Annotated in this window: 35 protein-coding genes and 1 riboswitch; of the genes, 17 read left to right on the forward strand and 18 right to left on the reverse strand. The window is 30.9% G+C overall.

The window, feature by feature from the left end; translation table 11 throughout:
• The 3 genes from ACTT9C_RS00005 to hisD form a co-directional block, all read left to right on the forward strand.
• Positions 1-453: hypothetical protein (locus ACTT9C_RS00005; RefSeq protein ID WP_440922459.1), on the forward strand; the 453-nt coding region annotated here is incomplete at its 5' end.
• A 13-nt stretch (positions 454-466) separates the two neighbouring features.
• Positions 467-1,378, forward strand: a complete 912-nt coding sequence (locus tag ACTT9C_RS00010; RefSeq protein WP_440922460.1) for a bifunctional enoyl-CoA hydratase/phosphate acetyltransferase — start codon at positions 467-469, stop codon at positions 1,376-1,378.
• A 62-nt stretch (positions 1,379-1,440) separates the two neighbouring features.
• Entirely contained in the window at positions 1,441-2,727 is a 1,287-nt protein-coding gene (hisD, locus tag ACTT9C_RS00015; protein ID WP_440922461.1) for a histidinol dehydrogenase, read from the forward strand.
• On the opposite strand, the gene msrB is transcribed toward hisD, so the two are convergent.
• The 5 genes from msrB to ACTT9C_RS00040 form a co-directional block, all read right to left on the reverse strand.
• Positions 2,724-3,182 (reverse strand): peptide-methionine (R)-S-oxide reductase MsrB, encoded by a 459-nt coding sequence (gene msrB / locus ACTT9C_RS00020; RefSeq protein ID WP_440922462.1) that lies wholly within the window; start codon positions 3,180-3,182, stop codon positions 2,724-2,726. The genes hisD and msrB overlap by 4 nt on opposite strands.
• Positions 3,183-3,192: 10 nt before the next feature.
• Positions 3,193-3,882: an alternative oxidase gene (locus ACTT9C_RS00025; RefSeq protein WP_440923108.1), complete on the reverse strand. Its 690-nt coding sequence runs from the start codon at positions 3,880-3,882 to the stop codon at positions 3,193-3,195.
• Between the two features lie 68 nt (positions 3,883-3,950).
• The gene (locus tag ACTT9C_RS00030) at positions 3,951-4,565 is read right to left on the reverse strand and encodes a LysE/ArgO family amino acid transporter (protein ID WP_440922463.1); all 615 of its coding nucleotides are present in this window, start codon (positions 4,563-4,565) and stop codon (positions 3,951-3,953) included.
• 11 nt (positions 4,566-4,576) lie between these two features.
• Positions 4,577-4,987, reverse strand: a complete 411-nt coding sequence (locus ACTT9C_RS00035; protein WP_440922464.1) for a VOC family protein — start codon at positions 4,985-4,987, stop codon at positions 4,577-4,579.
• Positions 4,988-5,008: 21 nt separating this feature from the next.
• Positions 5,009-5,254 (reverse strand): hypothetical protein, encoded by a 246-nt coding sequence (locus ACTT9C_RS00040; protein WP_440922465.1) that lies wholly within the window; start codon positions 5,252-5,254, stop codon positions 5,009-5,011.
• A 73-nt stretch (positions 5,255-5,327) separates the two neighbouring features.
• Here ACTT9C_RS00040 and epsC point away from each other — a divergent pair, with 73 nt between their 5' ends.
• The 10 genes from epsC (at position 5,328) to ACTT9C_RS00090 (ending at position 9,887) form a co-directional block, all read left to right on the forward strand.
• A complete protein-coding gene (epsC, locus tag ACTT9C_RS00045) occupies positions 5,328-5,897 on the forward strand; it encodes a serine O-acetyltransferase EpsC (protein ID WP_440922466.1) in 570 nt (189 codons plus the stop codon).
• Positions 5,897-6,898, forward strand: coding sequence for a cysteine synthase A (locus tag ACTT9C_RS00050; protein WP_440922467.1), 1,002 nt, complete (start codon positions 5,897-5,899; stop codon positions 6,896-6,898). The genes epsC and ACTT9C_RS00050 overlap by 1 nt, the downstream gene beginning before the upstream one ends.
• 68 nt (positions 6,899-6,966) lie before the next feature.
• Positions 6,967-7,338, forward strand: a complete 372-nt coding sequence (locus tag ACTT9C_RS00055) for a hypothetical protein (protein ID WP_440922468.1) — start codon at positions 6,967-6,969, stop codon at positions 7,336-7,338.
• An 18-nt stretch (positions 7,339-7,356) separates the two neighbouring features.
• Complete coding sequence (locus ACTT9C_RS00060; RefSeq protein ID WP_440922469.1) at positions 7,357-7,662, forward strand: DUF1330 domain-containing protein; 306 nt, start codon at positions 7,357-7,359, stop codon at positions 7,660-7,662.
• A 13-nt stretch (positions 7,663-7,675) separates the two neighbouring features.
• A complete protein-coding gene (locus ACTT9C_RS00065; protein WP_440922470.1) occupies positions 7,676-8,092 on the forward strand; it encodes a hypothetical protein in 417 nt (138 codons plus the stop codon).
• 11 nt (positions 8,093-8,103) lie between these two features.
• Positions 8,104-8,424, forward strand: a complete 321-nt coding sequence (locus ACTT9C_RS00070; RefSeq protein WP_440922471.1) for a nuclear transport factor 2 family protein — start codon at positions 8,104-8,106, stop codon at positions 8,422-8,424.
• The gene (locus ACTT9C_RS00075; RefSeq protein WP_440922472.1) at positions 8,425-8,973 is read left to right on the forward strand and encodes a tetratricopeptide repeat protein; all 549 of its coding nucleotides are present in this window, start codon (positions 8,425-8,427) and stop codon (positions 8,971-8,973) included.
• 2 nt (positions 8,974-8,975) lie between these two features.
• On the forward strand, positions 8,976-9,197 hold the full coding sequence (locus ACTT9C_RS00080) for a DUF2798 domain-containing protein (RefSeq protein ID WP_440922473.1): 222 nt from the start codon (positions 8,976-8,978) through the stop codon (positions 9,195-9,197).
• Positions 9,198-9,212: 15 nt separating this feature from the next.
• On the forward strand, positions 9,213-9,548 hold the full coding sequence (locus tag ACTT9C_RS00085; protein ID WP_085148528.1) for a DMT family transporter: 336 nt from the start codon (positions 9,213-9,215) through the stop codon (positions 9,546-9,548).
• Between the two features lie 3 nt (positions 9,549-9,551).
• Complete coding sequence (locus ACTT9C_RS00090) at positions 9,552-9,887, forward strand: DMT family transporter (RefSeq protein ID WP_440922474.1); 336 nt, start codon at positions 9,552-9,554, stop codon at positions 9,885-9,887.
• On the opposite strand, the gene ACTT9C_RS00095 is transcribed toward ACTT9C_RS00090, so the two are convergent.
• A complete protein-coding gene (locus ACTT9C_RS00095; protein WP_440922475.1) occupies positions 9,880-10,683 on the reverse strand; it encodes an inositol monophosphatase family protein in 804 nt (267 codons plus the stop codon). The two genes, ACTT9C_RS00090 and ACTT9C_RS00095, sit on opposite strands and share 8 nt — an antisense overlap.
• A 65-nt stretch (positions 10,684-10,748) precedes the next feature.
• On the opposite strand from ACTT9C_RS00095, the gene ACTT9C_RS00100 reads away from it, so the two are divergent.
• Positions 10,749-11,849: a TauD/TfdA family dioxygenase gene (locus ACTT9C_RS00100; RefSeq protein ID WP_440922476.1), complete on the forward strand. Its 1,101-nt coding sequence runs from the start codon at positions 10,749-10,751 to the stop codon at positions 11,847-11,849.
• On the opposite strand, the gene ACTT9C_RS00105 is transcribed toward ACTT9C_RS00100, so the two are convergent.
• Genes ACTT9C_RS00105 through ACTT9C_RS00120 form a run of 4 tightly spaced genes read right to left on the reverse strand, consistent with a single transcriptional unit; the run spans position 11,846 to position 15,434 of the window.
• Positions 11,846-12,427 carry an FMN-dependent NADH-azoreductase gene (locus tag ACTT9C_RS00105; RefSeq protein ID WP_440922477.1) on the reverse strand — a complete coding sequence of 194 codons (582 nt, stop codon included), beginning with the start codon at positions 12,425-12,427 and terminating at the stop codon, positions 11,846-11,848. The two genes, ACTT9C_RS00100 and ACTT9C_RS00105, sit on opposite strands and share 4 nt — an antisense overlap.
• An 8-nt stretch (positions 12,428-12,435) precedes the next feature.
• On the reverse strand, positions 12,436-13,143 hold the full coding sequence (locus ACTT9C_RS00110; protein WP_440922478.1) for a cytochrome c biogenesis CcdA family protein: 708 nt from the start codon (positions 13,141-13,143) through the stop codon (positions 12,436-12,438).
• Positions 13,143-13,988 (reverse strand): fumarylacetoacetate hydrolase family protein, encoded by an 846-nt coding sequence (locus ACTT9C_RS00115; RefSeq protein WP_440922479.1) that lies wholly within the window; start codon positions 13,986-13,988, stop codon positions 13,143-13,145. The genes ACTT9C_RS00110 and ACTT9C_RS00115 overlap by 1 nt, the downstream gene beginning before the upstream one ends.
• A 3-nt stretch (positions 13,989-13,991) precedes the next feature.
• Complete coding sequence (locus tag ACTT9C_RS00120; RefSeq protein ID WP_440922480.1) at positions 13,992-15,434, reverse strand: NAD-dependent succinate-semialdehyde dehydrogenase; 1,443 nt, start codon at positions 15,432-15,434, stop codon at positions 13,992-13,994.
• A 101-nt stretch (positions 15,435-15,535) separates the two neighbouring features.
• On the opposite strand from ACTT9C_RS00120, the gene ACTT9C_RS00125 reads away from it, so the two are divergent.
• Complete coding sequence (locus ACTT9C_RS00125) at positions 15,536-15,853, forward strand: GYD domain-containing protein (protein ID WP_440922481.1); 318 nt, start codon at positions 15,536-15,538, stop codon at positions 15,851-15,853.
• A gap of 39 nt (positions 15,854-15,892) precedes the next feature.
• Here ACTT9C_RS00125 and ACTT9C_RS00130 read toward each other — a convergent pair whose 3' ends face one another.
• The 3 genes from ACTT9C_RS00130 to ACTT9C_RS00140 are packed head-to-tail and all read right to left on the reverse strand — an operon-like array spanning position 15,893 to position 18,317.
• On the reverse strand, positions 15,893-16,366 hold the full coding sequence (locus ACTT9C_RS00130; RefSeq protein ID WP_440922482.1) for a thioesterase family protein: 474 nt from the start codon (positions 16,364-16,366) through the stop codon (positions 15,893-15,895).
• Positions 16,367-16,383: 17 nt separating this feature from the next.
• Positions 16,384-16,737 carry a DUF779 domain-containing protein gene (locus ACTT9C_RS00135; protein WP_440922483.1) on the reverse strand — a complete coding sequence of 118 codons (354 nt, stop codon included), beginning with the start codon at positions 16,735-16,737 and terminating at the stop codon, positions 16,384-16,386.
• 50 nt (positions 16,738-16,787) lie between these two features.
• Complete coding sequence (locus ACTT9C_RS00140; RefSeq protein ID WP_440923109.1) at positions 16,788-18,317, reverse strand: aldehyde dehydrogenase family protein; 1,530 nt, start codon at positions 18,315-18,317, stop codon at positions 16,788-16,790.
• A 425-nt stretch (positions 18,318-18,742) separates the two neighbouring features.
• A riboswitch (SAM riboswitch) is annotated at positions 18,743-18,806 on the forward strand.
• A gap of 7 nt (positions 18,807-18,813) precedes the next feature.
• Between ACTT9C_RS00140 and ACTT9C_RS00145 the strand changes: the two genes are divergently transcribed.
• Positions 18,814-19,722 (forward strand): homocysteine S-methyltransferase family protein, encoded by a 909-nt coding sequence (locus ACTT9C_RS00145; protein ID WP_440922484.1) that lies wholly within the window; start codon positions 18,814-18,816, stop codon positions 19,720-19,722.
• Here ACTT9C_RS00145 and ACTT9C_RS00150 read toward each other — a convergent pair.
• Both ACTT9C_RS00150 and ACTT9C_RS00155 read right to left on the reverse strand, forming a co-directional pair.
• Positions 19,715-20,602, reverse strand: a complete 888-nt coding sequence (locus tag ACTT9C_RS00150) for a DMT family transporter (RefSeq protein WP_440922485.1) — start codon at positions 20,600-20,602, stop codon at positions 19,715-19,717. The two genes, ACTT9C_RS00145 and ACTT9C_RS00150, sit on opposite strands and share 8 nt — an antisense overlap.
• Positions 20,599-21,078: a YbaK/EbsC family protein gene (locus tag ACTT9C_RS00155; protein WP_440922486.1), complete on the reverse strand. Its 480-nt coding sequence runs from the start codon at positions 21,076-21,078 to the stop codon at positions 20,599-20,601. The genes ACTT9C_RS00150 and ACTT9C_RS00155 overlap by 4 nt, the downstream gene beginning before the upstream one ends.
• Positions 21,079-21,219: 141 nt before the next feature.
• Between ACTT9C_RS00155 and glnA the strand changes: the two genes are divergently transcribed.
• Positions 21,220-22,626 (forward strand): type I glutamate--ammonia ligase, encoded by a 1,407-nt coding sequence (gene glnA / locus ACTT9C_RS00160; RefSeq protein WP_440922487.1) that lies wholly within the window; start codon positions 21,220-21,222, stop codon positions 22,624-22,626.
• 3 nt (positions 22,627-22,629) lie between these two features.
• On the opposite strand, the gene ACTT9C_RS00165 is transcribed toward glnA, so the two are convergent.
• From ACTT9C_RS00165 to ACTT9C_RS00175, 3 genes are read right to left on the reverse strand one after another with little or no spacing between them, the layout of a single operon-like run.
• A complete protein-coding gene (locus ACTT9C_RS00165; RefSeq protein ID WP_440922488.1) occupies positions 22,630-22,800 on the reverse strand; it encodes a hypothetical protein in 171 nt (56 codons plus the stop codon).
• 56 nt (positions 22,801-22,856) lie between these two features.
• Positions 22,857-23,189 carry a HesB/IscA family protein gene (locus tag ACTT9C_RS00170; protein ID WP_440922489.1) on the reverse strand — a complete coding sequence of 111 codons (333 nt, stop codon included), beginning with the start codon at positions 23,187-23,189 and terminating at the stop codon, positions 22,857-22,859.
• Positions 23,189-23,485 carry an iron-sulfur cluster assembly protein gene (locus ACTT9C_RS00175; RefSeq protein WP_440922490.1) on the reverse strand — a complete coding sequence of 99 codons (297 nt, stop codon included), beginning with the start codon at positions 23,483-23,485 and terminating at the stop codon, positions 23,189-23,191. The genes ACTT9C_RS00170 and ACTT9C_RS00175 overlap by 1 nt, the downstream gene beginning before the upstream one ends.

The raw sequence follows: 23,485 nt of genomic DNA on the forward strand, positions 1-23,485 counted from the left end.
TCAATAACCTTAATATGTTTTATATTTTTTTTTAAGAATAATTATTCAAATATTTTTAATATCTTAAATTCTAATAAAAGCTTTTATAAAATAACAAAAATTGATGATAAAGAATTTTTAGATAATGATTATCATAATTTTCTTGAGACTTACAAAAATTTAGTTAAAGATGAAAATTGTGTTCAACAGTTTACTGATGATAATGCAATACCTTACTTAGTTAACAAACCTACTTGCACAAAATATTATGTAAATGCTCATATAATCAAAAATTGGACAGAAAATAACTTTATCAACGAATTAAAATATTTTAATCCAACTTATGTTCTTTATTCATCCAAAGTTAATTGGTTCAAAAGTAGAGGTAATGCACCAAATGCCGATAAATTTATATTAAATAATTATTTTTTATATGAAGATCTTTCGCCTTGGATAATTTATAAAAAAAGATAATTTAAAATTAAATATGCTTTCAAATAAAGAAATTATTGTTCCAAATAATCTATTAAATGCTACTCTAAAGAATAAAGGAGTTAAAGCTGGAATTGTAAATGCTGGGAAACCATTACCAATGTTATCAGTTCGAGATGCAGTCAAAGAAAATTTAATTGATCCGATTTTTATAGGAGATGAAAAAGAAATTCTAAAATGTGCAAAAGACTTAAAGTGGGATATTTCTAAATATAAAATTATTAATGAACCAGTTGAAAATAATACTGCAGGTATAGCTGCAAAACTCGCTAGCGAAGGAAAAATAAGAATTATAGTCAAAGGACATATACATACAGATATTTTAATGAAAGAGGTTTTAAAAAGAGAATATAACTTGTTGGGAAAAACAAGGTTAAGTCATATCTGGCATATGACGTTAGGAAAAGACGATAAACCTCTTATAATTACTGATGGTGCTTTAAATGTGTTACCAAATGTAAAAACCAAAATGCATATCTTAAAAAATGTAATTAATTTTTCTCATAGAATTGGAATTGAAAGACCAAAAATTGCAGTATTGTCTGCCACAGAAGAAATTTTGGATAGTGTGCCAAGTTCTAAAGAAGCTGAAGAAATTACAAATCTTGCAAAAAAAGAAAATTTAAATGCCGATGTATTTGGGCCTTTGGCTTTTGACAATAGCATATCAAAAAAATCTGCAACTATTAAAGGTATCAAAAACGATGTTGCTGGAATTGCTGATGTTTTATTAGTGCCCAGTGTTGAGACAGGTAATGCATTGGTTAAGATGTTAATATATTTTAGTGGTGCATGTGCTGCAGGAGTAGTTGTAGGTGGCAAAGTGCCTGTGGTAATTACTAGCCGCTCTGATGAAGCACCTGCTAGACTAGCATCAATAGCTGCAGCTGTTGTTGCACTAGATTAAATGTTTGTTTGCAATAAAATTGAATTTGTCTTAAATAATTCATCAATTATAAAAATATATTAATGGCTATTACTTATTTAAAAAAGTCTCCAAAAACTTCGTCCACTGACGATAATAAGACAACAGGAATAGTTCAAGATTTGTTAAAAAATATCGAAACAACAAAAGAAAAAGGCTGCATCGATTTAACTAAAAAATTCGACATGTATGATGGGGAAATCATAGTATCAAAAGATAAAATTGAGGAAATTAAAAAAACGTTAGATCAAAAAACCAAAGATGATATTCAATTTTCATTTGAAAGGGTTAGAAAATTTGCTGAAGCACAACTTAAAAATTATGGTAAAGATTTTGAGGTAGAACTTTCTGATGGTTTGTATGCAGGTCAAAAATTAGTGCCTGTTAATACAGCAGGTTGCTACATCCCAGGTGGAAGATATGCTCACATTGCTTCTGCTGTAATGAGTGTAACGACAGCGAAAGTTGCTGGTGTTAAAAATATTATTGCATGTAGTCCTCCTAAAGAAGGTATAGGTGCCCATCCTACTATTATATATACAGCTGATCTTTGCGGTGCTGATGTTATTTTAAATTTAGGTGGAGTTCCTGCAATTGCAGCAATGACTAATGGATTATTTAAAAATCCTCCAGCAGATATTATAGTTGGACCAGGAAATCAATTTGTAGCTGAGGCTAAAAGAATTTTGTATGGAAAAGTTGGTATTGATTTATTTGCTGGACCAACTGAAATTGGAATTATAGCTGATGCTAAAGCTGATCCAGAAATTGTTGCGGTAGATTTAGTAGGACAAGCAGAGCATGGATATAACTCACCATGTTGGCTTTATACAACTAGTAAAGAATTAGCTGAAAAAGTGATGAAAAGAGTTCCAGAATTAATTGCAGAACTTCCAGAAGTTCCGAGAACAAGTGCTGAAGCAGCCTGGAGAGATTATGGTGAAGTAATTCTTTGTGACACTGATGAAGAAATAGTGAAAATTAGTGACGAATATGCACCTGAACATTTAGAAGTACAGACCGAAAACCTAGAATGGTTTCATGAAAGATTAACAAATTATGGATCATTGTTTGTGGGTGAAGAAACAACTGTTGCATACGGAGACAAATGTTCTGGTACAAATCATATCTTACCAACTAAAGGTGCAGGAAGATACACGGGTGGATTATTTGTTGGAAAATTTATTAAAACTTTAAGCTTTCAAAGAATGACAAAAGAGTCTACTAAATTAGTTGGTGCTGCTGCAGCTAGAATTTCTAGATATGAGGGAATGGAAGCTCATGCAAGAACAGGAGATGTAAGACTTAGAAAATATGGTTTTTCTAATTAATCCTCTGGTACAAAAATTAAACACAATCCATTATTACAAAATCTTTTTCCAGTAGCAGTAGGTCCATCTAAAAAAACGTGGCCATGATGTGCACCACAGTTTGCACAATGATATTCAATTCTTTTCATTCCAAAAGAATAATCAATCTTGGTTTTAAAAGCACCTGGCAAAGCTTCAGAAAAAGAAGGCCAACCCGTTCCACTATCGAATTTTGCTTTTGATGAAAATAACTTTGCTCCACAATTTGCACAATGATAAAATCCGTCTCTTTTTTCTTTGAGTAATTCACTGGTAAATGGTCTTTCAGTGCCCTCATTAAACATTATATCTTTTTGAGTTTTAGTCAGATCAGGATTAATAATTTTTTTTGTAGCTGATTTTAAGAATTGATAAGGTAATGACACAAAAAGTATAGAGAGACCTAACAATTTTAAAAACTTTCTTCTTAGTATCATCTAAAATAAATTAATTCAAAATTTTGTCAGCGCTTTTTTCTTCAACACTTTTTTCTCTAGCTTTGTTTTTTTTGTAAGCTAGTTTTGATTTCTTCAAATTAATTAAATCAGCAAATTTATGATTTACATCTCTATGACCTGCCTCATCATCTCTTATAACTCTAACAACATCTTTAAGCGTCGCATGAAGTGGTAAATTCCAATAATTTATAGCAATAAGAGGAGCTGGTTGATCTGGAATAGTTCCTGCTTCAAGTTCATTTAAATACTCAGTATAACTAATTACCGCCTCTTCTTCAAAATATCCAACAATCCTATGAGCAGTTCTTTGAGAGATTAGATATATAATGGCGTAAGTTACAATAAATATAAATTGAGCTACCATTATTATAAACCTTTCCAGAGTAGTTGGTTTTGCAACATGTATAAAAGTCATTAAATGCATTCGTTCATTTTCAGCTTCATCTAGTAAAGTTTTTATCCAACCTTTATCGTCCTCAATTTTTCTAAGTGATTTTAAGTGTAGTAACATTCCGGCTACCATTCCTGGCACTGCAGCAACTGTTTCTAATACAACAGCTCTATGGCCATATCTTTTTTTAAAAAAAGTGTCCGCCAGTAATCTTAAAAATTTAGTAAAAGATAAAGCAACCTTGTCACTAAAATTTTTTGGTTGAAAGTGTTTATTTAACTCATTCATAATTGTAAAATAATTACTAACAGAGATTTTAACATGCGTTATAATTGTCATTCAAATATGCTACTTTACTAAAGAAAATATGCCGTTTCTTTAATTATATAAATTGTCAGCAAAGACATGAAGGTGATAATAAAGCCATTAATATATTTCCATGTTTTATCACTTTGAGCATATCTTGAAAAATACACTGATGAATAACCCAGTAAAAAGAAAAATATGAAAGATGCTACAGAAGCGCCAATACCAAAATAAATTTTTTCATCAAATAAAAAATTTTTTGAGAAATTTCCTAAAAAGAAAACTGTATCGGAATAAACATGAGCATTTAGGTAAGTGAAACCAAGTGTCTTTAATATAATCTTAGCACTAGTGGTCTCTTTTTTTTCAATATTGAAATTAACAATAACACTAAAAGATTTAATTTTTGAATATATGAAATAAATTAAAAAAATTATTAAACAGATATTTAAAGTTAGCTCTACAAATATATTAAAATATTGATGAAAAAAGTGGAATAACAGAATGCCTGAAAATATTAAAATTAGGTCTGAGCAGGAACAAATTAAACAGACTAAAAAAACATACTGTTTTTTAAGCCCTTGCTCTATTACAAAGATATTTTGTGCACCAATCGCTAGAATTAAGCTAAGCCCGGTAATAAAACCTAATACCAGGTATTCCATCTAAACTGAAATTATTCTGGATTAGCTGTTAAAGTTTTAATCTCTAGAATATTTTCGTTAGGATCTTTTACAAAAAATGTTTCTTGCTCGTATTTTGTTCCTTTAAATCTAAGATAAGGCTCATCGTAGTACTTTGCACCTTTTTCTTTCAATCTATTTTTTAAAGTATCAAAATCTTTTCTTGATAAATGAACTCCAAAGTGTGGAACAGAAACGTTACCCATATCTACATCGTGTCTCTCGTTATCTAGTTTATGCTCACTTGCATGGAGAGTTAATTCATTTCCCCAAAAGTCAACATCAGCCCACTCTTGTGCTGAATTATCAAGTCGACAGCCCAAAGTTTCACTATAAAACTTTTTTGCTGTTTCTAGATCTCCGCATGGGATTGCTAGATGAAAACAATTAGTATTTTTGTACATTATTTCTCCTTATTTTTGTTTCTAACCTTTCAAGATCGCTAAAGCTTTGTTTAAAATGATTTCTGACATTTCATGATTACCCTCATCATGTGCTTTTTTACCTTCATCTCTTAATGTCTGAACTTCTTTAATTTGAGCTGCTGTTTTACCGCTATCTTTTGCAGTTTTTAAAAGTTCATCCACTTCTCCCCAAAGCATTGGGCAAGAATAAGAAAATGCTGATGTTGTATAAAGAACAAATGCTATTGATGCTATTATTTTTTTCATATCTTTCTCCTTTAAAAACTAATTAGAAGCACTATATAGACATTAACTATTTTTATCAAGCTGACAAAATTATATGACTGATTTTTTACAATCTATAATAGACAGAGATCCTGCGGCAAAATCTAAGTTAAGTCTTATCTTAACTTATCCAGGGATTAAGGCTATTTTTTTTCATAAAATTGCAAATTTTTTTGCAATAGCAAAATTTGATTTAGTTGCAAGAATCATTTCTCAATTTTCAAGATTTTTAACAGGAATAGAAATTCATCCAAAGGCAAAGATTGGAAAAAATTTATTTATTGATCACGGTATGGGAGTTGTTATCGGGGAGACGTCTGAGATTGGAAATAACGTTACTATTTATCATAATGTTACATTAGGTGGAATTGCTCCAAGTATAAATACTAATGATCAAAGAAATACTAAAAGACACCCAACTTTAGAAGATAATGTTGTTGTCGGATCTGGTGCACAAATTTTAGGACCAATAACAATTGGTAAAAATTCCTTAATAGGTGCAAACGCAGTGGTTACTAAAAATGTTCCTGAGAAATCAATAATGGTAGGAATTCCAGCAACAAGAGTTGGTGATGCTACAAAAGGATTTCAACCATATGCTGTTACTGATAAAGATAAAGATTAATGTCACAAATAAAAAATAATTTTATCGAGTCGGTTGGCAATACACCATTAATAAAATTAAAAGCAGCCTCTGAGATCACTGGATGTAATATTTATGGAAAAGCGGAGTACCTAAATCCAGGTGGATCTGTAAAAGATAGAGCTGCCCTAGCACTAATAAAAGATGCACAAGAAAAGAAACTAATCTCAGAGGGTGGAATTGTTGTTGAAGGTACTGCGGGTAATACTGGGATAGGTTTATGTCTTTTAGGAAATTCCTTAGGTTATAAGACGATTATTGTAATGAATGACAACCAAACCCAAGAAAAAAAAGATACTTTAAAAAATATTGGTGCAGATCTTAGACTAGTACCACCTAAGCCATACAAAGACGATGGTAACTATGTAAAAGTTGCGGGTCGTCTTGCTGAAGAATTAAAAAGTACAAATAACAAGGGTGTAGTTTGGGCAAACCAATTTGATAACACTGCTAATGCAAAAGGTCATTACGAAACGACTGGACCAGAAATTTGGGAACAAACTGATGGTAAAGTAGATGGCTTTGTCTGTGCGTCAGGAACCGGAGGCACCATCGGTGGTGTAAGTAAATTTCTAAAAGAAAAAAATAAGAATATTAAAATTTATTTATCAGATCCAACAGGCTCTGCACTCTATAATCATATTATGAATGGTGAACTTAAAGCTGAGGGTGGATCAATAACTGAAGGTATTGGTTCAAGCAGAATAACTAAAAACTTTGCTGAAGCTAAAATTGATGGTGCTTTTTCAATCAGTGATCAAGAGTCTTTACCCGTGCTTTATGATTTAATACAGCATGAGGGATTAAGTTTAGGAACTAGTTGCGGAGTAAATATTGCAGGTGCAATTAGATTAGGAAAAGAGCTAGGTCCAGGAAAAACAATTGTAACAATTCTTTGTGATAGATCAGATAAATACAACTCAAAGATGTTTAATAAATCTTTTTTAAAGGAAAAAAACCTCCCTATTCCTAGATGGTTATAATAACGCATACCAGGCATGTAACAAAACAGTTACATTTTTATAATAATATTATTTAACGTCGAGTAATTATGAAAAAAATTATAATAGTTTTATCTTTTTTCATTTTTACATCTGCAAATGCAGGAATGAGTGACAAAGATAAATCAAAAGCATGGGATTGTGTTGGTATTTATATGGCTAACTACTTTCTTCCATCAGGCGAAAAATTTGAGTACGGAATGAAAGAAAAATCCATTTCAACTGTTAAAGTTTTAAAAACCTATGCTCTTGAAATAGGTATTCCAGAAAAAGATTGGGATGCTGGAGTAAACAAAGCAGTAGATAAACATTACGGTTCCAAATACGACAAAGCTAAAACTGACAAATGTCATACATTTGTTGAAGCTTTAGTTCCTAATGGAGCTGAAAGAGTGAAAAAAGTAGTTCAAACTTTATATTAATTTAACAAAGGAGATAAAATGCCAAAAGCATACTTAGTAGCAGTTCCAAAAGTTATAAATCCAGATATGTTTGCAAAAGAATATGCAAGTAAAGTTGCAGACACACTGAAGCCTTTTGATGGAAAGTTTCTTGTAAGAACTCCAAATAAATTAGTCTTAGAAGGAGATGAGCCCACCCTTACAGTTGTGATGGAATTTCCAAACAAAGAAAAGGCATTAGGTTGGTATAATTCTGAAGCACATCAAAATATTGTTACTCATAGAAGAGCAGCCACAGATCCAAAAAGTACAATTATTATATGTGAAGAGTCAGACTCTTATTAAAAATGGAGAAAAAATGTTAGAAAAATTTAATGGGATATTTTATTTAATAATTTACTTAGTTCATTTTATTGGTGTCGGTGTTTACGCATTTCAAACTATTTTTGGCACTAAAAGCTTCATGGAAAGATTTGGTATAGATCCAAGTGGAGCAATAATGATTAGAATGGCAGGAGCATTTATGCTTGCTGTATTTTTAATGTCAATCTATGTAGGTTTTATAAGACCTGGAGGTTTGGAAAATACATGGGGATTCTTAAATTTAGTTTTTATAAATAATCTTTGTATTTTTTTATGTAATTTTTATTCTATCAAAATAAATAAAACAGGAGTTAACGAGAAAACTACAAATGAAGGTGTTATTGCACCATTTGTATTTACAGTTATGAGTGCAATTTTATGCTACGGTTTAGCTGATAAAATATACACATAAGGAGTAATAAAATGTCGATATTAAAAAGATATACTGATGCAATAGATAAAAAAGATGAGGCAACAATGAATGAACTTTTGCATGATGATTTTAAATTCACAATGCATAAATCTGGAAATTCTTTAGGAAAAGCTGATGTTATAAAATGGGCAATGAGTGGAGATATCAATCAAGATAAAACTAGGGTTGTATATGAAAATGATGAAGTTGGCGTACACCATTCTTTTGTTACATTTAATGACGGAAATGTTGAAGCTGTAATGGCGGTTTATAGATATAAAGACGGAAAAATTGTTAGTTTAGAAACTGGCGCTACTCCAATGTCTAAGTAAGTGAAAAAAATTTCATTCATTTTTATTTTTTTCTTATTTTCATCCTCTTTATTTGCTGATGATAAAAAAAAGGAAATTGACGAATTATTTGTTCAATTAAAAAATGCTTTAAATTTTGAAAATTCAAAAGAAATAGAGGATAAAATTTGGGATCTTTGGACTACTCACCCAACTAAAAATAATTTAACAAAGTTATTAGCTGATGGTTCATCTGCAATGATGGATAATAAACTTGATGCTGCATATGATAAATTTAGTGAAGTAATTAAACTTGATCCTAATTGGGCAGAGGCTTGGAATAAAAGAGCAACAGTATTATATTTAATGGGTAAATACGAGCTATCACAAGCTGATATTGACAAGGTACTTAAGATAGAAAAAAGACATTTCGGGGCATTAACGGGCCAAGGTTTAGTTCAAACAGCTTTAAAAAACTATCAAAAAGCTATTGATAGTTACATTGAAGCTCATAAAGTTCATCCGTTTATGAAGTCTCCTATGATTATGATGGAAAAGCTTCAAATTGAATTGCAGAAACAAAGTATTTAAAAATGTTTCCAAAAAAATATTCTAATCTTTTATTTATATTAGTCATGGGATTTGGAATGAGTCTTTTAATGACACTAATAATTACTTATATAAATACTGGAATGGATAACGGCTATGTCGACCGTTTTTTTAAAGCATGGTCAGTAAGTCTTCCAATTGCAATAATTGCTGCCCTTCTTGTAGGTCCCCCGATTAAAAAATTTGTAGATAAAATTACCAAATAAGAATATCTTTTATTTGTGAGTAACGTTATAGCTTTTCTAATTCTTATACTTGCTGTCATATTAGGAACTGCAGCAAATAGTTTTGCAAAAAGTGCAAATGGTTTCACATTGTTAGTTCCTAGTTTAATTACTGCAATCACAATAATTGGTTGCATGTTTACTCTTTCAATAGTGATGAAAACTATACCTGTTGGTATTACCTACGCATCTTTTGCTGGTTTATGCATAGTAGCGACTTCAATTGTTGGAATATATAAATTCAATCAAGTGCCTGATCTATTCACAATCATTGGTTTGATATTAATTATATCAGGAGTCTTAATTGTTAATCTGCTGGGTAAAACAGGATAATTTATGGCAAATTTATCTGGTTATATCTTTTTAGCTTTAGCGATCCTTCTTGGAATAACTTCAAATGGTTTTTTAAAATCAACTAATGGATTTACAATAATTGGGCCAACTATTTTTTGTATAATATCTATAGTTGCTTGTATTTTTTGTTTATCTAAAGCTATGAATATTATCCCAGTTGGTTTTACATACGCAACATATGGAGGTTTAACAATTACTGCAGTAACACTGTTTGGTGTTTTTAAATATCAGCAAATTCCAAACCTTTATGGGATTATTGGAATAAGTTTAATAATTATTGGTGTAATTCTTTTAAATACTTTGGGTAAAACTAGCTAGAAACTGGTTTTAAAATTTTAAGCATTTTTTTATGTAAATTGTTATTAGCTGAACAAATAATATTTCCAGCTTTCTTGGCATCATCATTTTTCCAAGTCGAGACAATTCCTTTTGCAGCCTCAATAATAGGTATTAAAGCATGAATATCCCAAATTTTATTTCCACATTGAATAACAACATCAAGTTTACCTTCGGCAAAATGAGAATAACTTAAAGCATCCGAACAGGGAAATTGCATTCTTTTTAAAATTTGAGGAATTTTTTTTTGTTTATTTAATGACAGGCTACCATGAAAAGCTGCAGACAATTTCATTTTAGAATAAGTTGCTTTTTGGTTAACAAGTATTTTCTTTTTCTTTCCATTTTCTGAAACATACGCAGAATTAAATGAGGTATTAAAGTAAAACTTTTTAAGAATTGGAAAATTAGCAAGACCTACGACTGGGTTACCTTTATAATTTAAAGATATCAAATTACTCCAAGTTGGATTTCCTATCACAAATGATCGAGTTCCATCTATGGGATCTATAACCCATGAATAATCACTCTTAGTTTTTTTATGGCCGAATTCTTCACCTATAATTTGGTGATTTGGAAACTTTTTTTTAATCTCATTTCTGATGAATCGTTCAAAAGCCTTGTCGGCAGTTGTTACAGGGTCATAACCGCTTCTAAGTTTATTCGATACTTTAAAGGGTTTGTTTAATTTAGAGTAATAAAATCTAGTTAATTTCTTAGCTAAACTTTCAATGAACTTAGAATAAAGTTTATAATCTGATGATTTTAAAATTTGCACAACGCTCTAATACTATTTTATTACTATTGATTAAAGTAAAATTTTAAATAATGATTTAAAAATAGATGAAATTAGAGTTAAAAGATAACAAAGTATTTTTTGAAAATAAGGGTCATAAAAAAGAGATCCACCCATTTTGGCTTAGAGAAAGAGTTAACGGAGAAAACTTTGTTGATAAGTCTACTCAACAAAGATTATTTGATCCAACTCAATTACCAGAAAACATTCAAATCAAAGATTTAAGCTTAAATAGTAATTTTTTAGAAATTAAATTCAATGACGGGGCTTCAACAAAAATTGCTATAGTTGATATTTTTAAAGAATTTTCAAATATTAATGATGTTAAACAAATTGAAAAAATAAAATGGGACTCCTCATTTAAAGATCAAAATACTTTCAAATTCAAAGAAAATTTATTTGAAACCGATGAAATGTACAAAGCCTTGATTAATTTTTATCAATATGGCTTTGTAATTTTTAAAAATGTTCCAACAAAAAATAATTTTATTATAAACTTTGCAAATTCTATAGGAAGTGTGAGACGTACAAACTTTGGTGAATTCTTTAATGTAAAATCAAAACCAAATCCAAATGACTTAGCTTACACCTCTTTGCCTTTGGCTCCTCATACTGATAATCCATATAGAAATCCTGTGCCATGTATTCAAATGCTTCATTGTATAGAAAATGAAGTTACTGGAGGTTTATCAACTCTAGTTGATGGATATACTGTTTCTGAAAAACTTAAAAAAGATTTTCCAGAATATTATAAAATTTTAACTGAGGTAAAAATACGTTTTCAATTTATTGATGAAAGTGTGATTTTAGAGGATTGGGCTGAAATGATTCAGTTAGATGAAAACAGCAATTTCAAACAAGTACGTTTTAGTCCAAGATTAGATTTTGTCCCATTAATTGATAAAGAAAAACTAGAATTATTTTATTCTGCAAGAAAAAAAATATCTGAACTTTATAATTCAAAAAATTATAGAATAGAATTTAAGCTTCTTCCAGGTGATCTGTTAATGATGGATAACTATAGGTTATTGCATGGCAGAACCACTTATGATGCTAATGAGGGAAATCGTTTTCTTCAGGGATGTTATATTGATTATGATAGTACTGAGGGAAGGCTTAAACATTTAAAAAGAAAATTTAATTATTAGGATAAATTTTCTATCTGTTTCTCGGCCTCTTTGATTGATTTTTCATAATCTAGCGACATTTGATCAGCACTTACTACCTCTACCCTTTCTATGCCAAAAAAATTTAAAATAAACTTCAACCAAGGAGTTAGAAAATCCTCATTGCTATTTAGCTTTGTCCCACCCGAGGTAATTACTAAATAAGCTTTCTTATTTTTTAGTAACCCTTCCCTTCTTCCATTGGGTTTAAATCTAAAAGTTTCTCCTACTCTTGCTGCAAGATCCGTCCAGGCTTTTAAAGTTGCTGGAGGTCCATAATTATAAATTGGGGCAGAAATAATTATAATATCACTCTCTTTTAATTCTTTTACAAGTGTATCTGAAAGTTTGAACATTTTTTTATGTGTCTCTGTTTGATCTTTTGGATCTATTTTCATCCCTGACTCTGTTAAATTAGACACAAAAACCATTTCATCATTTAGATCTCTATAAATAACTTCATCATCAGGTTTTTTTATTTTATCTAAAAGTTTTTTTGCTAAAGCTCTTGAAGTTGAACCATCTTTTCTAGCACTAGAATCTATTTGATAAATTTTCATAATCTAATTTACCCAAAATTTTGTAAGAATGGAAAAATATTTAACAAATAATATCCCAAGGCTTGCAATTGATTAGTTAATATAAAAATACCAGTAATTAGTAGAATTATTCCACCTATTTTTGATACTAAATTAATATTCTTTCTAAAATTTTTTGAAAAGATCAGGAACCTTTGTATTAAATAACCTGATAAAATAAACGGAATAGCTAATCCAATAGAATAAAAAGATAACAATAATATTCCTTGGCTTAAACTTTCCTCAGTTGCAGCTAAAACTAAAATAGATCCTAAAATAGGTCCAATACATGGTGTCCAACCAAATGCAAATGCCATTCCTATTAATATTGGGCTAAATACACTTTTGTTAATATTTGTTTGAATTCTCTTTTCATAATTTAAAAATTTTAAATTTATTATTCCAATTATATGAAGCGATAAGATTATTATAACTAGTCCTGCGGCTATTCTTAATTCATTAGAATTCTCCAGAAAAATTTGTCCAAGAAAAGTTGAAGCTGCTCCAAAAGTTATAAAGACTAAAGAAAAGCCAACTGTAAATAGAATAATTGGAAATAAATTGATGTTCTTTTTATCAACAAGTTCATCTATAGAACTTCCAGAAATATAAGAAATATAACCAGGTATGAGTGGTAAAACGCATGGTGATAAAAAACTTATCAATCCAGCTCCAAATGCAATAATTAATTCAATCATTACTTTTCTTTAACGACCTTCAATTTTTGTTCCCCAAGATTGTCTACTTTTAAAATCATTTCATCACCATCTTTTAAATAATCTGGTGGATTCATTCCCATCCCCACTCCTGCAGGTGTGCCTGTTGTGATAATATCACCTGGCATTAAAGTTATAAATTGACTGATATGTGAAATTAAGAAATTAAAATTAAATATCATTAAACTGGTATTTCCTGTTTGTCTTCTTTTTCCATTAAGATCTAAAGATAAATTTAAATTAAATAGATTATCAATTTCATCCTTTGTTACCAAATACGGACCCAATGGACCAAAAGTGTCTCCAGATTTACCTTTTACCCATTGACCACCTCTATCTTTTTGCCATTCCCTCTCACTTATATCATTACAAATACAATAACCTAGCACATGTTTCTGAGCTTCATTCTCTTTAACGTGTTTAGCTTTACTTCCAATAATCATTGCAATTTCAACTTCGTGATCTAAAGACTTTGAATTTTTTGGTATTACAATATTATCATTTGGTCCGACAATACAATTTGGAGATTTATTAAAAACAATTGGCTCTTTTGGAGCATCAGAATTTGTTTCCTCAGCATGAGCCTTATAATTCAAACCTATCGCGATAAAATTTGCTGGTTTTATTACACATGGTCCAATTCTTATGGTGCTTTCAATCAATGGAAGAGAATTTAAATCTAGCTTTTTTATTTTATCTAAATTTTCAAAATTCAAATTCTCTGGTGTAAAATCTTTTAAAATATTTGATAAATTTCGAAAATTATTTTGATTGTCAATAATTGCAGGTATTTCATTACCATACTCACCAACCCTTAAAAGTTTCATCAATTAACCTTTAATTCCAAGATGAGTATATTTAATGTTTAGATAATCTTTTATTGCCATTGACCCACCTTCACGTCCATAACCACTTTGTTTAATTCCTCCAAAAGGTGCTTCAGCAATAGCTACCATAGGTGTGTTAACAGCGACTGAACCTGTCTCTAATTGTTCTGATGCAAGATGTGCTGTCTCCATTGAGTTGGTACATACATAACTACATAAACCAAGCTCATGATTATTAGCTCTTTTAATTACATCATCGAAAGATTTAAATGATAACATTGGAACCAATGGCCCAAAAGGCTCTTGTTTCATTATCGTAAAATCATCTTTTACGTCATCAAATATTGTAGGTTCATAATAAAAACCTTTATTAAACCCTGAGGGTCTTTTTCCACCTAATAAAACTTTTGCACCTTCTTCTTTAGTTTTTTCAACTAATTCCTCTATTTCGTTTAGCCTCTTTTTTGTGGTTAATGGACCTAATTGAGTTAAGGGATCCATACCGTCACCTATTTTCAATTTTTTTGTTTTCTCAATAAATAAATTTACAAATTCGTCCTTTTTTCTTTCGTGAATATAAAATCTGTTTGGCGATATACAAACTTGACCATTGTTTCTAAATTTAGCAGCAATTGCTATATCAGCTGCTTTTTTTACATCAGCATCATCAAATACAATAAAAGGCGAATGACCTGACAACTCCATTGTTACTCTTTGAACTTTATCTGCAGCTTGTTTCAATATTAGCTTTCCAACTCTAGATGACCCGGTTATAGAAATTTTTTTAACTATATCTGAAGCTATCAATTGTTGAGCGATACTTGGTGGATCACCTGATAAAAGATTCACTACGCCTGGTGGGACACCACATTCTCTGCATATATCAACCATCTCCATTACAATTCCTGGAGTTATTACATCGGGTTTAACTATAACAGAACAGCCAGCAGCTAATGCAGTTGAAATTTTTCTAGCAGATAATACTGCAGGAAAATTCCAAGGTGTTAATGCTGCAACAACACCAACTGGCTGATAGTAAACATGTACTCTTGTATCCTCAAATCTACTTTCAACAGTTTGTCCATAAATTCTTTTTGTTTCTTCGGCATTCCATTCAAAAATATCTGCAGCACCTCCTACTTCACCTTTAGCTTCTGCGAAAGGTTTTCCAACTTCTAATGTCATCCATTTAGCAAGCACATCTTGTTTCTCTCTCATTTTGTCTGCTATTCTTCTGATGATGTAAGATCTTTGCCAAGGAGCAGTTTTTTTCCAGACTTCTAATCCTTTTGCAGCAGACTTTAATGCTCTATCAACATCCTCAGGCGTAGCTTTAGAGGCTTTTCCCAAAACTTCTTCATTTGCTGGATTAATTACTTCGTAAGTTCCTCCATCTGATGATTTTTGCCATTTACCGTTGATAAATTGTCCAAATTTTTCGTACATAAATTCAATTTAGCATTACTATAAGTTGTGTCTACTATGTAATTTTTACACATTAATTATCTCTGATTAGATGATACTCTTATTAAAAAAAGGAGTTCAAGATGAAAGCATATATAATGGGTAACTACACTGAAAAAGCTTTTCAGGGTTTTTTAAAAGATCCAACAAGTGATAGAAAAGCTGTTGTAGAACAATTAACAAAAGCTATGGGTGGAAAAATGCATAGCATGGATATCGTTAGAGGTTCTTATGATTTTGTAGTTGTTACTGACGTTCCAAGTTTTGATGATTTTGCAGCAATTAAATTGGTTGTTGAAGCATCTGGAGCTGTAAGAAATTTGACAATGCTTGAGGCAATTGACTTTACAAAAGCTACAACAAAAGCTAGTAAAATTGGTTACAAAGCCCCGGGTCAATAATCTTTTGGTATAACTTCCAGCTGCGGACTGGGAGTTATATTAATTTTTTTTTAATTTTGAGGAAAATTTAAGATTTTTGTTATTAAATTCTGAAGAATATTTTTGGATATAATCATCCATAATTTTTACTTTTTCATCTTCAAACTCAGAAACTTTTCTACTATTTAGGTCAACATATAAAGCGAGAACTTCTATAGTTGATGCGAGAAACTTTTTTTCTTTATGAATCATTTCCATTTTATATTGCAGTCTTTTTTTGTCGTGATCAAAATAAACTAAATTAACATCAACCTCATCATCAACTTTGAGCTCTTGATTGTAAGTAATATTTGACTCTACAATCATGGTGCTTTTGCCAGTTGTTTTTGCTGAGTGCTCTCCCATTTTGAATATATTATTTAAAGTGTCTGCTCCATATTTATCAAAGATCAAAAGATAATATGATACGTTCATATGATCATTATAATCTATCCAATCTTTAATGATTTTTTGAGAACTTAAGTAAACAGACATAAAAAATTAATGAATAATTAATTTTTCTTTGGGTCGTTATCTACAACCAGACAAATCTCAGATTTTGTCAAAAATCTTTTTCCAGTACCATTATCTAATGAAAACATTCCACCAATGCCATTAACAGCATCTATTGTCAAATCAGTATGTTTCCATTTTTCATATTGGTCATCGTTCATGTAAAAAGGCACTCCTCCAATTTCTCCAAGTTTCACATCGCTAGAACCAACCATATACTCATTTCTAGGATAACACATTGGCGCACTTCCATCACAACATCCACCAGACTGATGGAATAATAGCTCTTCACCATGTTGAGCTTTAAGCTCTTCAATCAATTTTAGTGCTGAACTTGTTGCTTTTACTTTCATAAAAAATATGGCCCGTGATTCCTCACGGACCATTATATATTAGATTGTTTTTAAAAGAAGCCTAATTTCTTTTCACTGTAAGACACGTGAAGATTCTTCACTTGTCTGTAGTGGTTAAGCATCATTTTATGTGTTTCTCTTCCGATACCAGATTGTTTGTATCCACCGAATGCAGCATGTGCAGGATAAGCATGGTAACAGTTAGTCCATACTCTACCAGCTTGTATTTCTCTACCCATTCTGTAAGCGATATTTCCATTTCTAGTCCAAACACCAGCACCTAAACCATAAAGTGTGTCATTAGCAATTTGTAATGCTTCTGCCTCATCTTTAAACTTAGTTACTGATACAACTGGTCCAAAAATTTCTTCTTGGAAGATACGCATTGAGTTATTACCCTCAAAAATAGTTGGTTCAATGTAGTTTCCTTTTTCTAAACCACTATTGATTTTTGCAACATTTCCACCACATAGAACTTTAGCACCTTCTTTCTTACCTAAATCTAGATAAGATTTGATTTTTTCCATTTGTTCTAATGATGCTTGTGCTCCAATCATTGTTTCCATTTTCAAAGGATTGTCTTGTTTTACAGCTTTTGTTCTAGCAATAGCCTTCTCCATGAACTTATCATAGATAGACTCTTGAACTAGTACTCTGCTTGGACAAGTACAAACTTCACCTTGGTTTAATGTGAACATTGCAAAACCTTCTAAGCATTTATCTAAGAAGTCATCATCTTTTGCCATGACGTCTTCAAAGAAAATATTAGGAGATTTTCCACCCAGCTCTAACGTAATTGGTATTAAGTTTTGAGATGCATATTGCATAATCAATCTACCAGTTGTTGTTTCACCAGTGAAAGCAATCTTTTTGATTCTTTTTGATGATGCTAGTGGTTTTCCAGCTTCTAAACCAAAGCCACTTACTACGTTAACTACTCCTGGAGGTAATAAATCTCCAATTAGTTCCATAAGTAACATGATTGATGCTGGTGTTTGCTCAGCTGGTTTTAGCACTACACAGTTTCCTGCTGCTAAAGCTGGAGCAAGTTTCCAAGTTGCCATTAGTAATGGAAAGTTCCATGGTATAATTTGTCCAACTACACCTAGTGGTTCAGGAATGTGATAAGAATATTCACTGTTACTGATTTCAGCAACTGAACCTTCCTCTGCTCTGATTACTCCAGCAAAATATCTCCAATGATCTATTACTAGTGGTAAATCAGCAGCCATACATTCTCTTATTGGCTTACCATTATCTAAACATTCAGCTGTTGCTAATACATTAAGATTTTTCTCAATGACATCTGCAATTTTAAGAAGAATGTTTGATCTTTCCGTAATTGAGGTTTTACCCCAAGTTGGGAAAGCTGCGTGAGCTGCATCTAATGCTGCATCTACGTCTTTTTCATTTGATCGTGCAACTGAACAGATTACTTCATTTGAAATCGGAGATGTATTATCAAAATACTTTCCAGATTTTGGTTCTACAAACTTACCGTTAATGTAGTTCCCGTATTTTGCTTTAAACGGGAATTTTACTTTCAAATGAGAAGTATCTAATACAGATGACACTTTCATAGCTTCTGCACTCATTTTTTTTACTCCTCTTGTTTTTTTTGTTTTTTTAAGCTTATTATTTTTTCTAGATTTTTTAGAACGCTTCTTAGTCGCAGACTTTTTTGTCCTAATTTTTTTTTTCGCTCTTATTTTTTTTCTAGAAGATTTAACCAATTTAGATTTTTTTTTATTGGTTTTTGGCTTAGCTTTTTTTTTTCTTTTAGTAGCCATAGCCAATTAAACTCGTAAATGAGGGTGGTGTCTATTTTTATAAAATTTTATTTACTACTTATAATTGAACAAAATACTATATGTTGTATCTATAGAAAATTAATTAATATTTGTAGGTATAATTAATAAAGATTTTTAATTAAAATTAAGTATAAAGGTCTTGCCGATTTGATCCTATTGCGGGCATTAACTGCTAAAACGGAATCCCATAATAATCAATCTGTAGGCATTTGAACTATATTGTGCGCCTTGCATAAAGCTAAAGCACTAAAAAAGTGAGGATTTTATGGATTTAAATTTTTTCAAACAAACAAGAATTTTAGATGGTGGTATGGGCCAAGAATTACTTGCAAGAGGTATGGAGCCTAATGGAACTTTGTGGAGTGCGAATGCGTTACTTCATGAAAAATATCATCAGTTATTATTGGATACACATTTAGACTTTATCAAGTCTGGTGCTGAGGTAATTGTAACGACTACATTCACAACTAGAAAAATAAGATTAAAAGATAATAATGTTGAAGATAAATACGATTATTTAAATATCAAAGCAGGTGAAATAGCTCAAAAAGCAAAAAAACGATATCCTAAAACTCTTGTTGCTGGTGGATTGCCGCCACAATATTTAACTTACGAGGCTGATACAAGATCAGAAAAAGAAATAGAGGATAATTTTTATAGTCAAGCAAAGCTATTAAACCCGTATATTGATTTTTTCTATTTTGATGTTTTAAGCAGTGTAAGAGAATTTAAAATTGCTATAGAAAGTATAAAAGAATTTGATAAACCATATTTAATTGGAGCTCATATATCAGAGGGTACAAACTTACCTAGTGGTGAAAAAATTTCTGAAATTATTAACAAAATTAATCATGAAAAATTACTAGGAATAATTTTATCATGTATTTCCCCAGAAAATTATGATTTAAATCTTAAAGAAATAAAAAGCTTAAATATTCCATTTGGTTTCAAACTAAATGGTTTTGTGAGAACTAATCCAAAACCAAATTATACTGGAGCATACAATAAAAGCAAAACAGGAAATCCAAATGAATTTCTTGGAGTAAGAAGAGATTTAACTCCGGAAAAAATGTTAGAATTTGCAAAAAAATTCAAAGATGCGGGGGCTACAATTATTGGTGGTTGTTGTGAAACTACTCCTTTACATATTAAAGCTTTTTCTAAACTTAAATAGTTTTTTTGTAATCAGCTTTTCTTACAAAATAAATTCCAACTGAAACAGCGATTAAAGAAATTAATACTTTTGTGGTAATTAATTCTTTTAGAAATATATAACTTAAAATTGTTCCAAAAATTGGAATTAGATATGAAACTTGTGATTGGAAAATTAAACCATTATTAACTAAAATTCTAAATCGTAACAACCAAGCAATACCTGTTGAAACAAGACCTAAATAAATAACGGAAATGGTCGAGTCTAATCTTGGTGTTAAATTCCAAGGCTGTTCTATAAAACTGACGAGTGGTATCAAAATAATTGTAGCCCAAATTAATATAGATCCTGTTACGTTTTCATTTTTTTTCTTACTAATTTTTAAAGTTAGTACACCACCAATTACATAACAAGTTGAGCCTAAGAGAATTAATAGAGCAGATAAAAAATTATTTTCATCGATTAACAAATTATCTGAAAATAAATATAGTATTCCTGAAAACCCTATTAAAATTCCAAATGTTTTAATAAAATTAAACTTTTCATTAGTTGTATAAAAATGACCTAGCACAGTTGAGCTTAAAGGTGTTGTTGACATTAAAATTGCTGCTAAGTTACTTTGAACTGATTGAACTCCATAAGCAATCAAATAAAAAGGTGCTACTAAGTTTATAAATCCAATCATAGCAAACCAATGCCAATCTTTTGAGAATGCTTCTATTTTTATATTTTTATAATAACAAAGTAATAAAACTGGAATAGCTCCAAAAAAAACTCTTAAAAATGCGATGGTAACTGGACCATATGAGTATGTTGCAATTTTAATATTAAAAAAGGCAGAAGCCCAAATTAATGCAAGCAAAATTAATAAAAGGTAATCTGTAATTTTAGCTTGTCTCATTCGGTAATCTCTTCAGTAATTCCATTTGTAATTTTTTTTAAATTTGTAAAATCTATTTTAAATACGCAGTTTGGATGACCAGCAGCAGCAAACAACAAATTAAATCTACTTAAAGATTTATCTATTAAAATTTCAATCTTTTTTAAATGACCAATGGGTGAAACTCCTCCAATTGTATAACCTGTAATATTTTTTACATCTTCAGATGAGGCCATAGATGCATCCTTTATTTTAAGTGCCTTCTTAATCCTGTTTAATGAAGCCCTTTTATCACCTGCAACCAAGCATAAAGTGTAACTATTCTCAGTTTTAAAGAGTAAACTTTTTACAATTGCCCCTACTTCACAACCTAAAGATGAAGCTGCCTCTAGGGCAGTCCTAGCAGAGGTTTCTAAAACAATTATATTTTGAGACTCATCAAAATCCTTAAGGATTTTTTCAACTCTTTGGACTGGCTCTTTGTCTAATAAACTCATTATTCAACTTTTAATTGTTAGTCAATTTGCAGATTACCTATTAAACTTATGTAAAAAATGCATAGGTGATATCAACTAAAAGAGCATTATCTATCAGTCTTTTTTTGTTATTACAACGACCAGTATTATAAAGGAGAGATTATGAGTTCAAGTGATGTGTTAAAGACTATTAAAGATAAAGATATTGAGTACGTAGATCTAAGATTTACTGATCCAAGAGGTAAACTTCAACATGTAACCATGGATGCGAAAATGGTGGATGAAGATATGTTGAACGAAGGAATCTTTTTTGACGGTTCTTCCATAGCTGGCTGGAAAGCTATTAATGAGTCTGACATGATCCTTAAGCCAGATAATTCTAGAGCGATCGTAGATCCATTCACATCTCATAATACATTAAATCTTTTTTGCGATGTTTTAGATGCAATTAAAAAAGATCCTTATGAGAGAGATCCAAGAGGAACAGCTAAAAAAGCTGAGGCTTACTTAAAAAGTTCAGGAATCGGAGATAAAGCATTTTTTGGTCCTGAGGCTGAATTTTTTGTTTTTGATGATGTAAGATTCAAAAATGACATGAATGAAACCGGATTTAAAATAGATAGTAAGGAAGGTCCTTACAATTCAGGAAGAGAATACGAAAACGGAAACATGGGTCACAGACCAGGAATTAAAGGTGGTTATTTCCCTGTTCCGCCTGTTGATAGTGAACAAGATATGAGAAGTGAATATCTTAAAGCTATGAAAGAAATGGGAATTAAAGTTGAAAAACACCACCATGAAGTTGCACCTAGCCAACACGAGCTTGGAATGTATTTTGGAACTCTAGTTGATCAAGCGGACAACTTACAGCTTTATAAATATGCTGTTCACATGGTTTCTAACTCGTTTGGTAAGACAGCTACTTTCATGCCTAAACCTGTTAAAGGTGATAATGGTTCAGGTATGCACGTTCACCAATCGATTTGGAAAGGTGATACTGCGTTATTTTCAGGCGATAAATATGCAGGTTTATCTGATACAGCTTTACACTACATAGGTGGAATTTTAAAACATGCAAAAGCAATAAATGCTTTTTCTAATGCTACAACGAACAGTTACAAAAGACTAATTCCAGGATTTGAAGCTCCAGTTTTATTAGCTTATTCAGCTAGAAACAGATCAGCATCATGTAGAATTCCTATCACTTTAAGTAAAAAAGCAGCTAGATGTGAAATTAGATTTGGTGATGCTGCTGGTAATCCATATTTAACTTTCTCTGCAATGTTAATGGCTGGTTTAGATGGAATTAAGAATAAAATTGATCCAGGTAAATCATTTGATAAAGATCTTTATGCTTTATCAGAAGATGAAGTTAAGAAAATTCCAACTGTTTGTGGATCTTTAAGAGAAGCAATGGAAAGTCTTGATAAAGACAGAGATTTCTTAAAACAAGGTAATGTATTTACTGATGATCAAATAGATGCTTATATTGCATTGAAGTTTGAGGAAATACACAATTTTGAACACACACCTCATCCAATAGAGTTTGAGATGTATTACAGTTGTTAATTTTTATTGTCTGGTTTTAGCAATTTTGTTTTTGCCAGAACCTTTTTTAACAATGTAATCCAGTGTTCCATTTGCTCCAGTATCAACAGACTTTATAAGAGATCTTAAAAAAGTTTTTCTCTTCTCTTTTCTGTTTTCGCTGTTTTGCAAATTTCTGATTTCAAAGATGTTCATAGGGAGATATTATCAATCTATGCGTTTATTGCAACTCTGGTATGTTCAAAATGGGATTATACTTTAAAAGACTCTCCGCAGCCACAACGCTCGGTTTCATTGGGGTTATTGAAGACAAATGATGATGAAAAATCCTCCTTTTTATAATCCATCTCAGTGCCCAGAAGATACATAACTGCCGCCGAATCAATATAAACTTTTACTCCTTTATCCTCGATCAACTCATCATTAGGATTTACCTCTTTTGAATATTCCATTACGTATGACATACCTGCACAACCACCTGATTTTACAGAAACTCTTACACCTATCGCATTTTTTTCAGCATTAGACATTATTTCTTTAATTCTTAAAGCTGCATTATCACTTAATTTAATAATAGGGTTCATTATAAGTTTAACTCCAATTTCGCTGCATCTGACATCATATCTTTATTCCAAGGAGGATCCCAAACCAATTCAAGATTTACATCATCTATTCCCTCTACTTGCATTGCACCCTCTTTTACCTCTTTTGGTAAACTTTCTGCAACGGGACAATTCGGTGTAGTTAATGTCATCTTAATTTCAGCCTTACGACCATTTACCTGTATATCATAAATTAAACCAAGTTCATATATGTTCACTGGTAATTCAGGATCATAAATTTTTCTAATTTCCTCAATTATTTTGTTTTTTACATCCAT

This window comes from Candidatus Pelagibacter sp. (assembly GCF_052049575.1).
GTDB lineage: Bacteria > Pseudomonadota > Alphaproteobacteria > Pelagibacterales > Pelagibacteraceae > Pelagibacter.

What these genes read in the sequence shown, in the direction of transcription:
- ACTT9C_RS00010 (WP_440922460.1), top strand. Translation starts at nt 467, where the DNA reads ATGCTTTCAAATAAAGAAATTATTGTTCCAAATAATCTATTAAATGCT.
- hisD (WP_440922461.1), top strand. Translation starts at nt 1,441, where the DNA reads ATGGCTATTACTTATTTAAAAAAGTCTCCAAAAACTTCGTCCACTGAC.
- msrB (WP_440922462.1), bottom strand. Translation starts at nt 3,182, where the DNA reads ATGATACTAAGAAGAAAGTTTTTAAAATTGTTAGGTCTCTCTATACTT.
- ACTT9C_RS00025 (WP_440923108.1), bottom strand. Translation starts at nt 3,882, where the DNA reads ATGAATGAGTTAAATAAACACTTTCAACCAAAAAATTTTAGTGACAAG.
- ACTT9C_RS00030 (WP_440922463.1), bottom strand. Translation starts at nt 4,565, where the DNA reads ATGGAATACCTGGTATTAGGTTTTATTACCGGGCTTAGCTTAATTCTA.
- ACTT9C_RS00035 (WP_440922464.1), bottom strand. Translation starts at nt 4,987, where the DNA reads ATGTACAAAAATACTAATTGTTTTCATCTAGCAATCCCATGCGGAGAT.
- ACTT9C_RS00040 (WP_440922465.1), bottom strand. Translation starts at nt 5,254, where the DNA reads ATGAAAAAAATAATAGCATCAATAGCATTTGTTCTTTATACAACATCA.
- epsC (WP_440922466.1), top strand. Translation starts at nt 5,328, where the DNA reads ATGACTGATTTTTTACAATCTATAATAGACAGAGATCCTGCGGCAAAA.
- ACTT9C_RS00050 (WP_440922467.1), top strand. Translation starts at nt 5,897, where the DNA reads ATGTCACAAATAAAAAATAATTTTATCGAGTCGGTTGGCAATACACCA.
- ACTT9C_RS00055 (WP_440922468.1), top strand. Translation starts at nt 6,967, where the DNA reads ATGAAAAAAATTATAATAGTTTTATCTTTTTTCATTTTTACATCTGCA.
- ACTT9C_RS00060 (WP_440922469.1), top strand. Translation starts at nt 7,357, where the DNA reads ATGCCAAAAGCATACTTAGTAGCAGTTCCAAAAGTTATAAATCCAGAT.
- ACTT9C_RS00065 (WP_440922470.1), top strand. Translation starts at nt 7,676, where the DNA reads ATGTTAGAAAAATTTAATGGGATATTTTATTTAATAATTTACTTAGTT.
- ACTT9C_RS00070 (WP_440922471.1), top strand. Translation starts at nt 8,104, where the DNA reads ATGTCGATATTAAAAAGATATACTGATGCAATAGATAAAAAAGATGAG.
- ACTT9C_RS00080 (WP_440922473.1), top strand. Translation starts at nt 8,976, where the DNA reads ATGTTTCCAAAAAAATATTCTAATCTTTTATTTATATTAGTCATGGGA.
- ACTT9C_RS00090 (WP_440922474.1), top strand. Translation starts at nt 9,552, where the DNA reads ATGGCAAATTTATCTGGTTATATCTTTTTAGCTTTAGCGATCCTTCTT.
- ACTT9C_RS00100 (WP_440922476.1), top strand. Translation starts at nt 10,749, where the DNA reads ATGAAATTAGAGTTAAAAGATAACAAAGTATTTTTTGAAAATAAGGGT.
- ACTT9C_RS00105 (WP_440922477.1), bottom strand. Translation starts at nt 12,427, where the DNA reads ATGAAAATTTATCAAATAGATTCTAGTGCTAGAAAAGATGGTTCAACT.
- ACTT9C_RS00110 (WP_440922478.1), bottom strand. Translation starts at nt 13,143, where the DNA reads ATGATTGAATTAATTATTGCATTTGGAGCTGGATTGATAAGTTTTTTA.
- ACTT9C_RS00115 (WP_440922479.1), bottom strand. Translation starts at nt 13,988, where the DNA reads ATGAAACTTTTAAGGGTTGGTGAGTATGGTAATGAAATACCTGCAATT.
- ACTT9C_RS00120 (WP_440922480.1), bottom strand. Translation starts at nt 15,434, where the DNA reads ATGTACGAAAAATTTGGACAATTTATCAACGGTAAATGGCAAAAATCA.
- ACTT9C_RS00125 (WP_440922481.1), top strand. Translation starts at nt 15,536, where the DNA reads ATGAAAGCATATATAATGGGTAACTACACTGAAAAAGCTTTTCAGGGT.
- ACTT9C_RS00130 (WP_440922482.1), bottom strand. Translation starts at nt 16,366, where the DNA reads ATGTCTGTTTACTTAAGTTCTCAAAAAATCATTAAAGATTGGATAGAT.
- ACTT9C_RS00135 (WP_440922483.1), bottom strand. Translation starts at nt 16,737, where the DNA reads ATGAAAGTAAAAGCAACAAGTTCAGCACTAAAATTGATTGAAGAGCTT.
- ACTT9C_RS00140 (WP_440923109.1), bottom strand. Translation starts at nt 18,317, where the DNA reads ATGAAAGTGTCATCTGTATTAGATACTTCTCATTTGAAAGTAAAATTC.
- ACTT9C_RS00145 (WP_440922484.1), top strand. Translation starts at nt 18,814, where the DNA reads ATGGATTTAAATTTTTTCAAACAAACAAGAATTTTAGATGGTGGTATG.
- ACTT9C_RS00150 (WP_440922485.1), bottom strand. Translation starts at nt 20,602, where the DNA reads ATGAGACAAGCTAAAATTACAGATTACCTTTTATTAATTTTGCTTGCA.
- ACTT9C_RS00155 (WP_440922486.1), bottom strand. Translation starts at nt 21,078, where the DNA reads ATGAGTTTATTAGACAAAGAGCCAGTCCAAAGAGTTGAAAAAATCCTT.
- glnA (WP_440922487.1), top strand. Translation starts at nt 21,220, where the DNA reads ATGAGTTCAAGTGATGTGTTAAAGACTATTAAAGATAAAGATATTGAG.
- ACTT9C_RS00165 (WP_440922488.1), bottom strand. Translation starts at nt 22,800, where the DNA reads ATGAACATCTTTGAAATCAGAAATTTGCAAAACAGCGAAAACAGAAAA.
- ACTT9C_RS00170 (WP_440922489.1), bottom strand. Translation starts at nt 23,189, where the DNA reads ATGAACCCTATTATTAAATTAAGTGATAATGCAGCTTTAAGAATTAAA.
- ACTT9C_RS00175 (WP_440922490.1), bottom strand. Translation starts at nt 23,485, where the DNA reads ATGGATGTAAAAAACAAAATAATTGAGGAAATTAGAAAAATTTATGAT.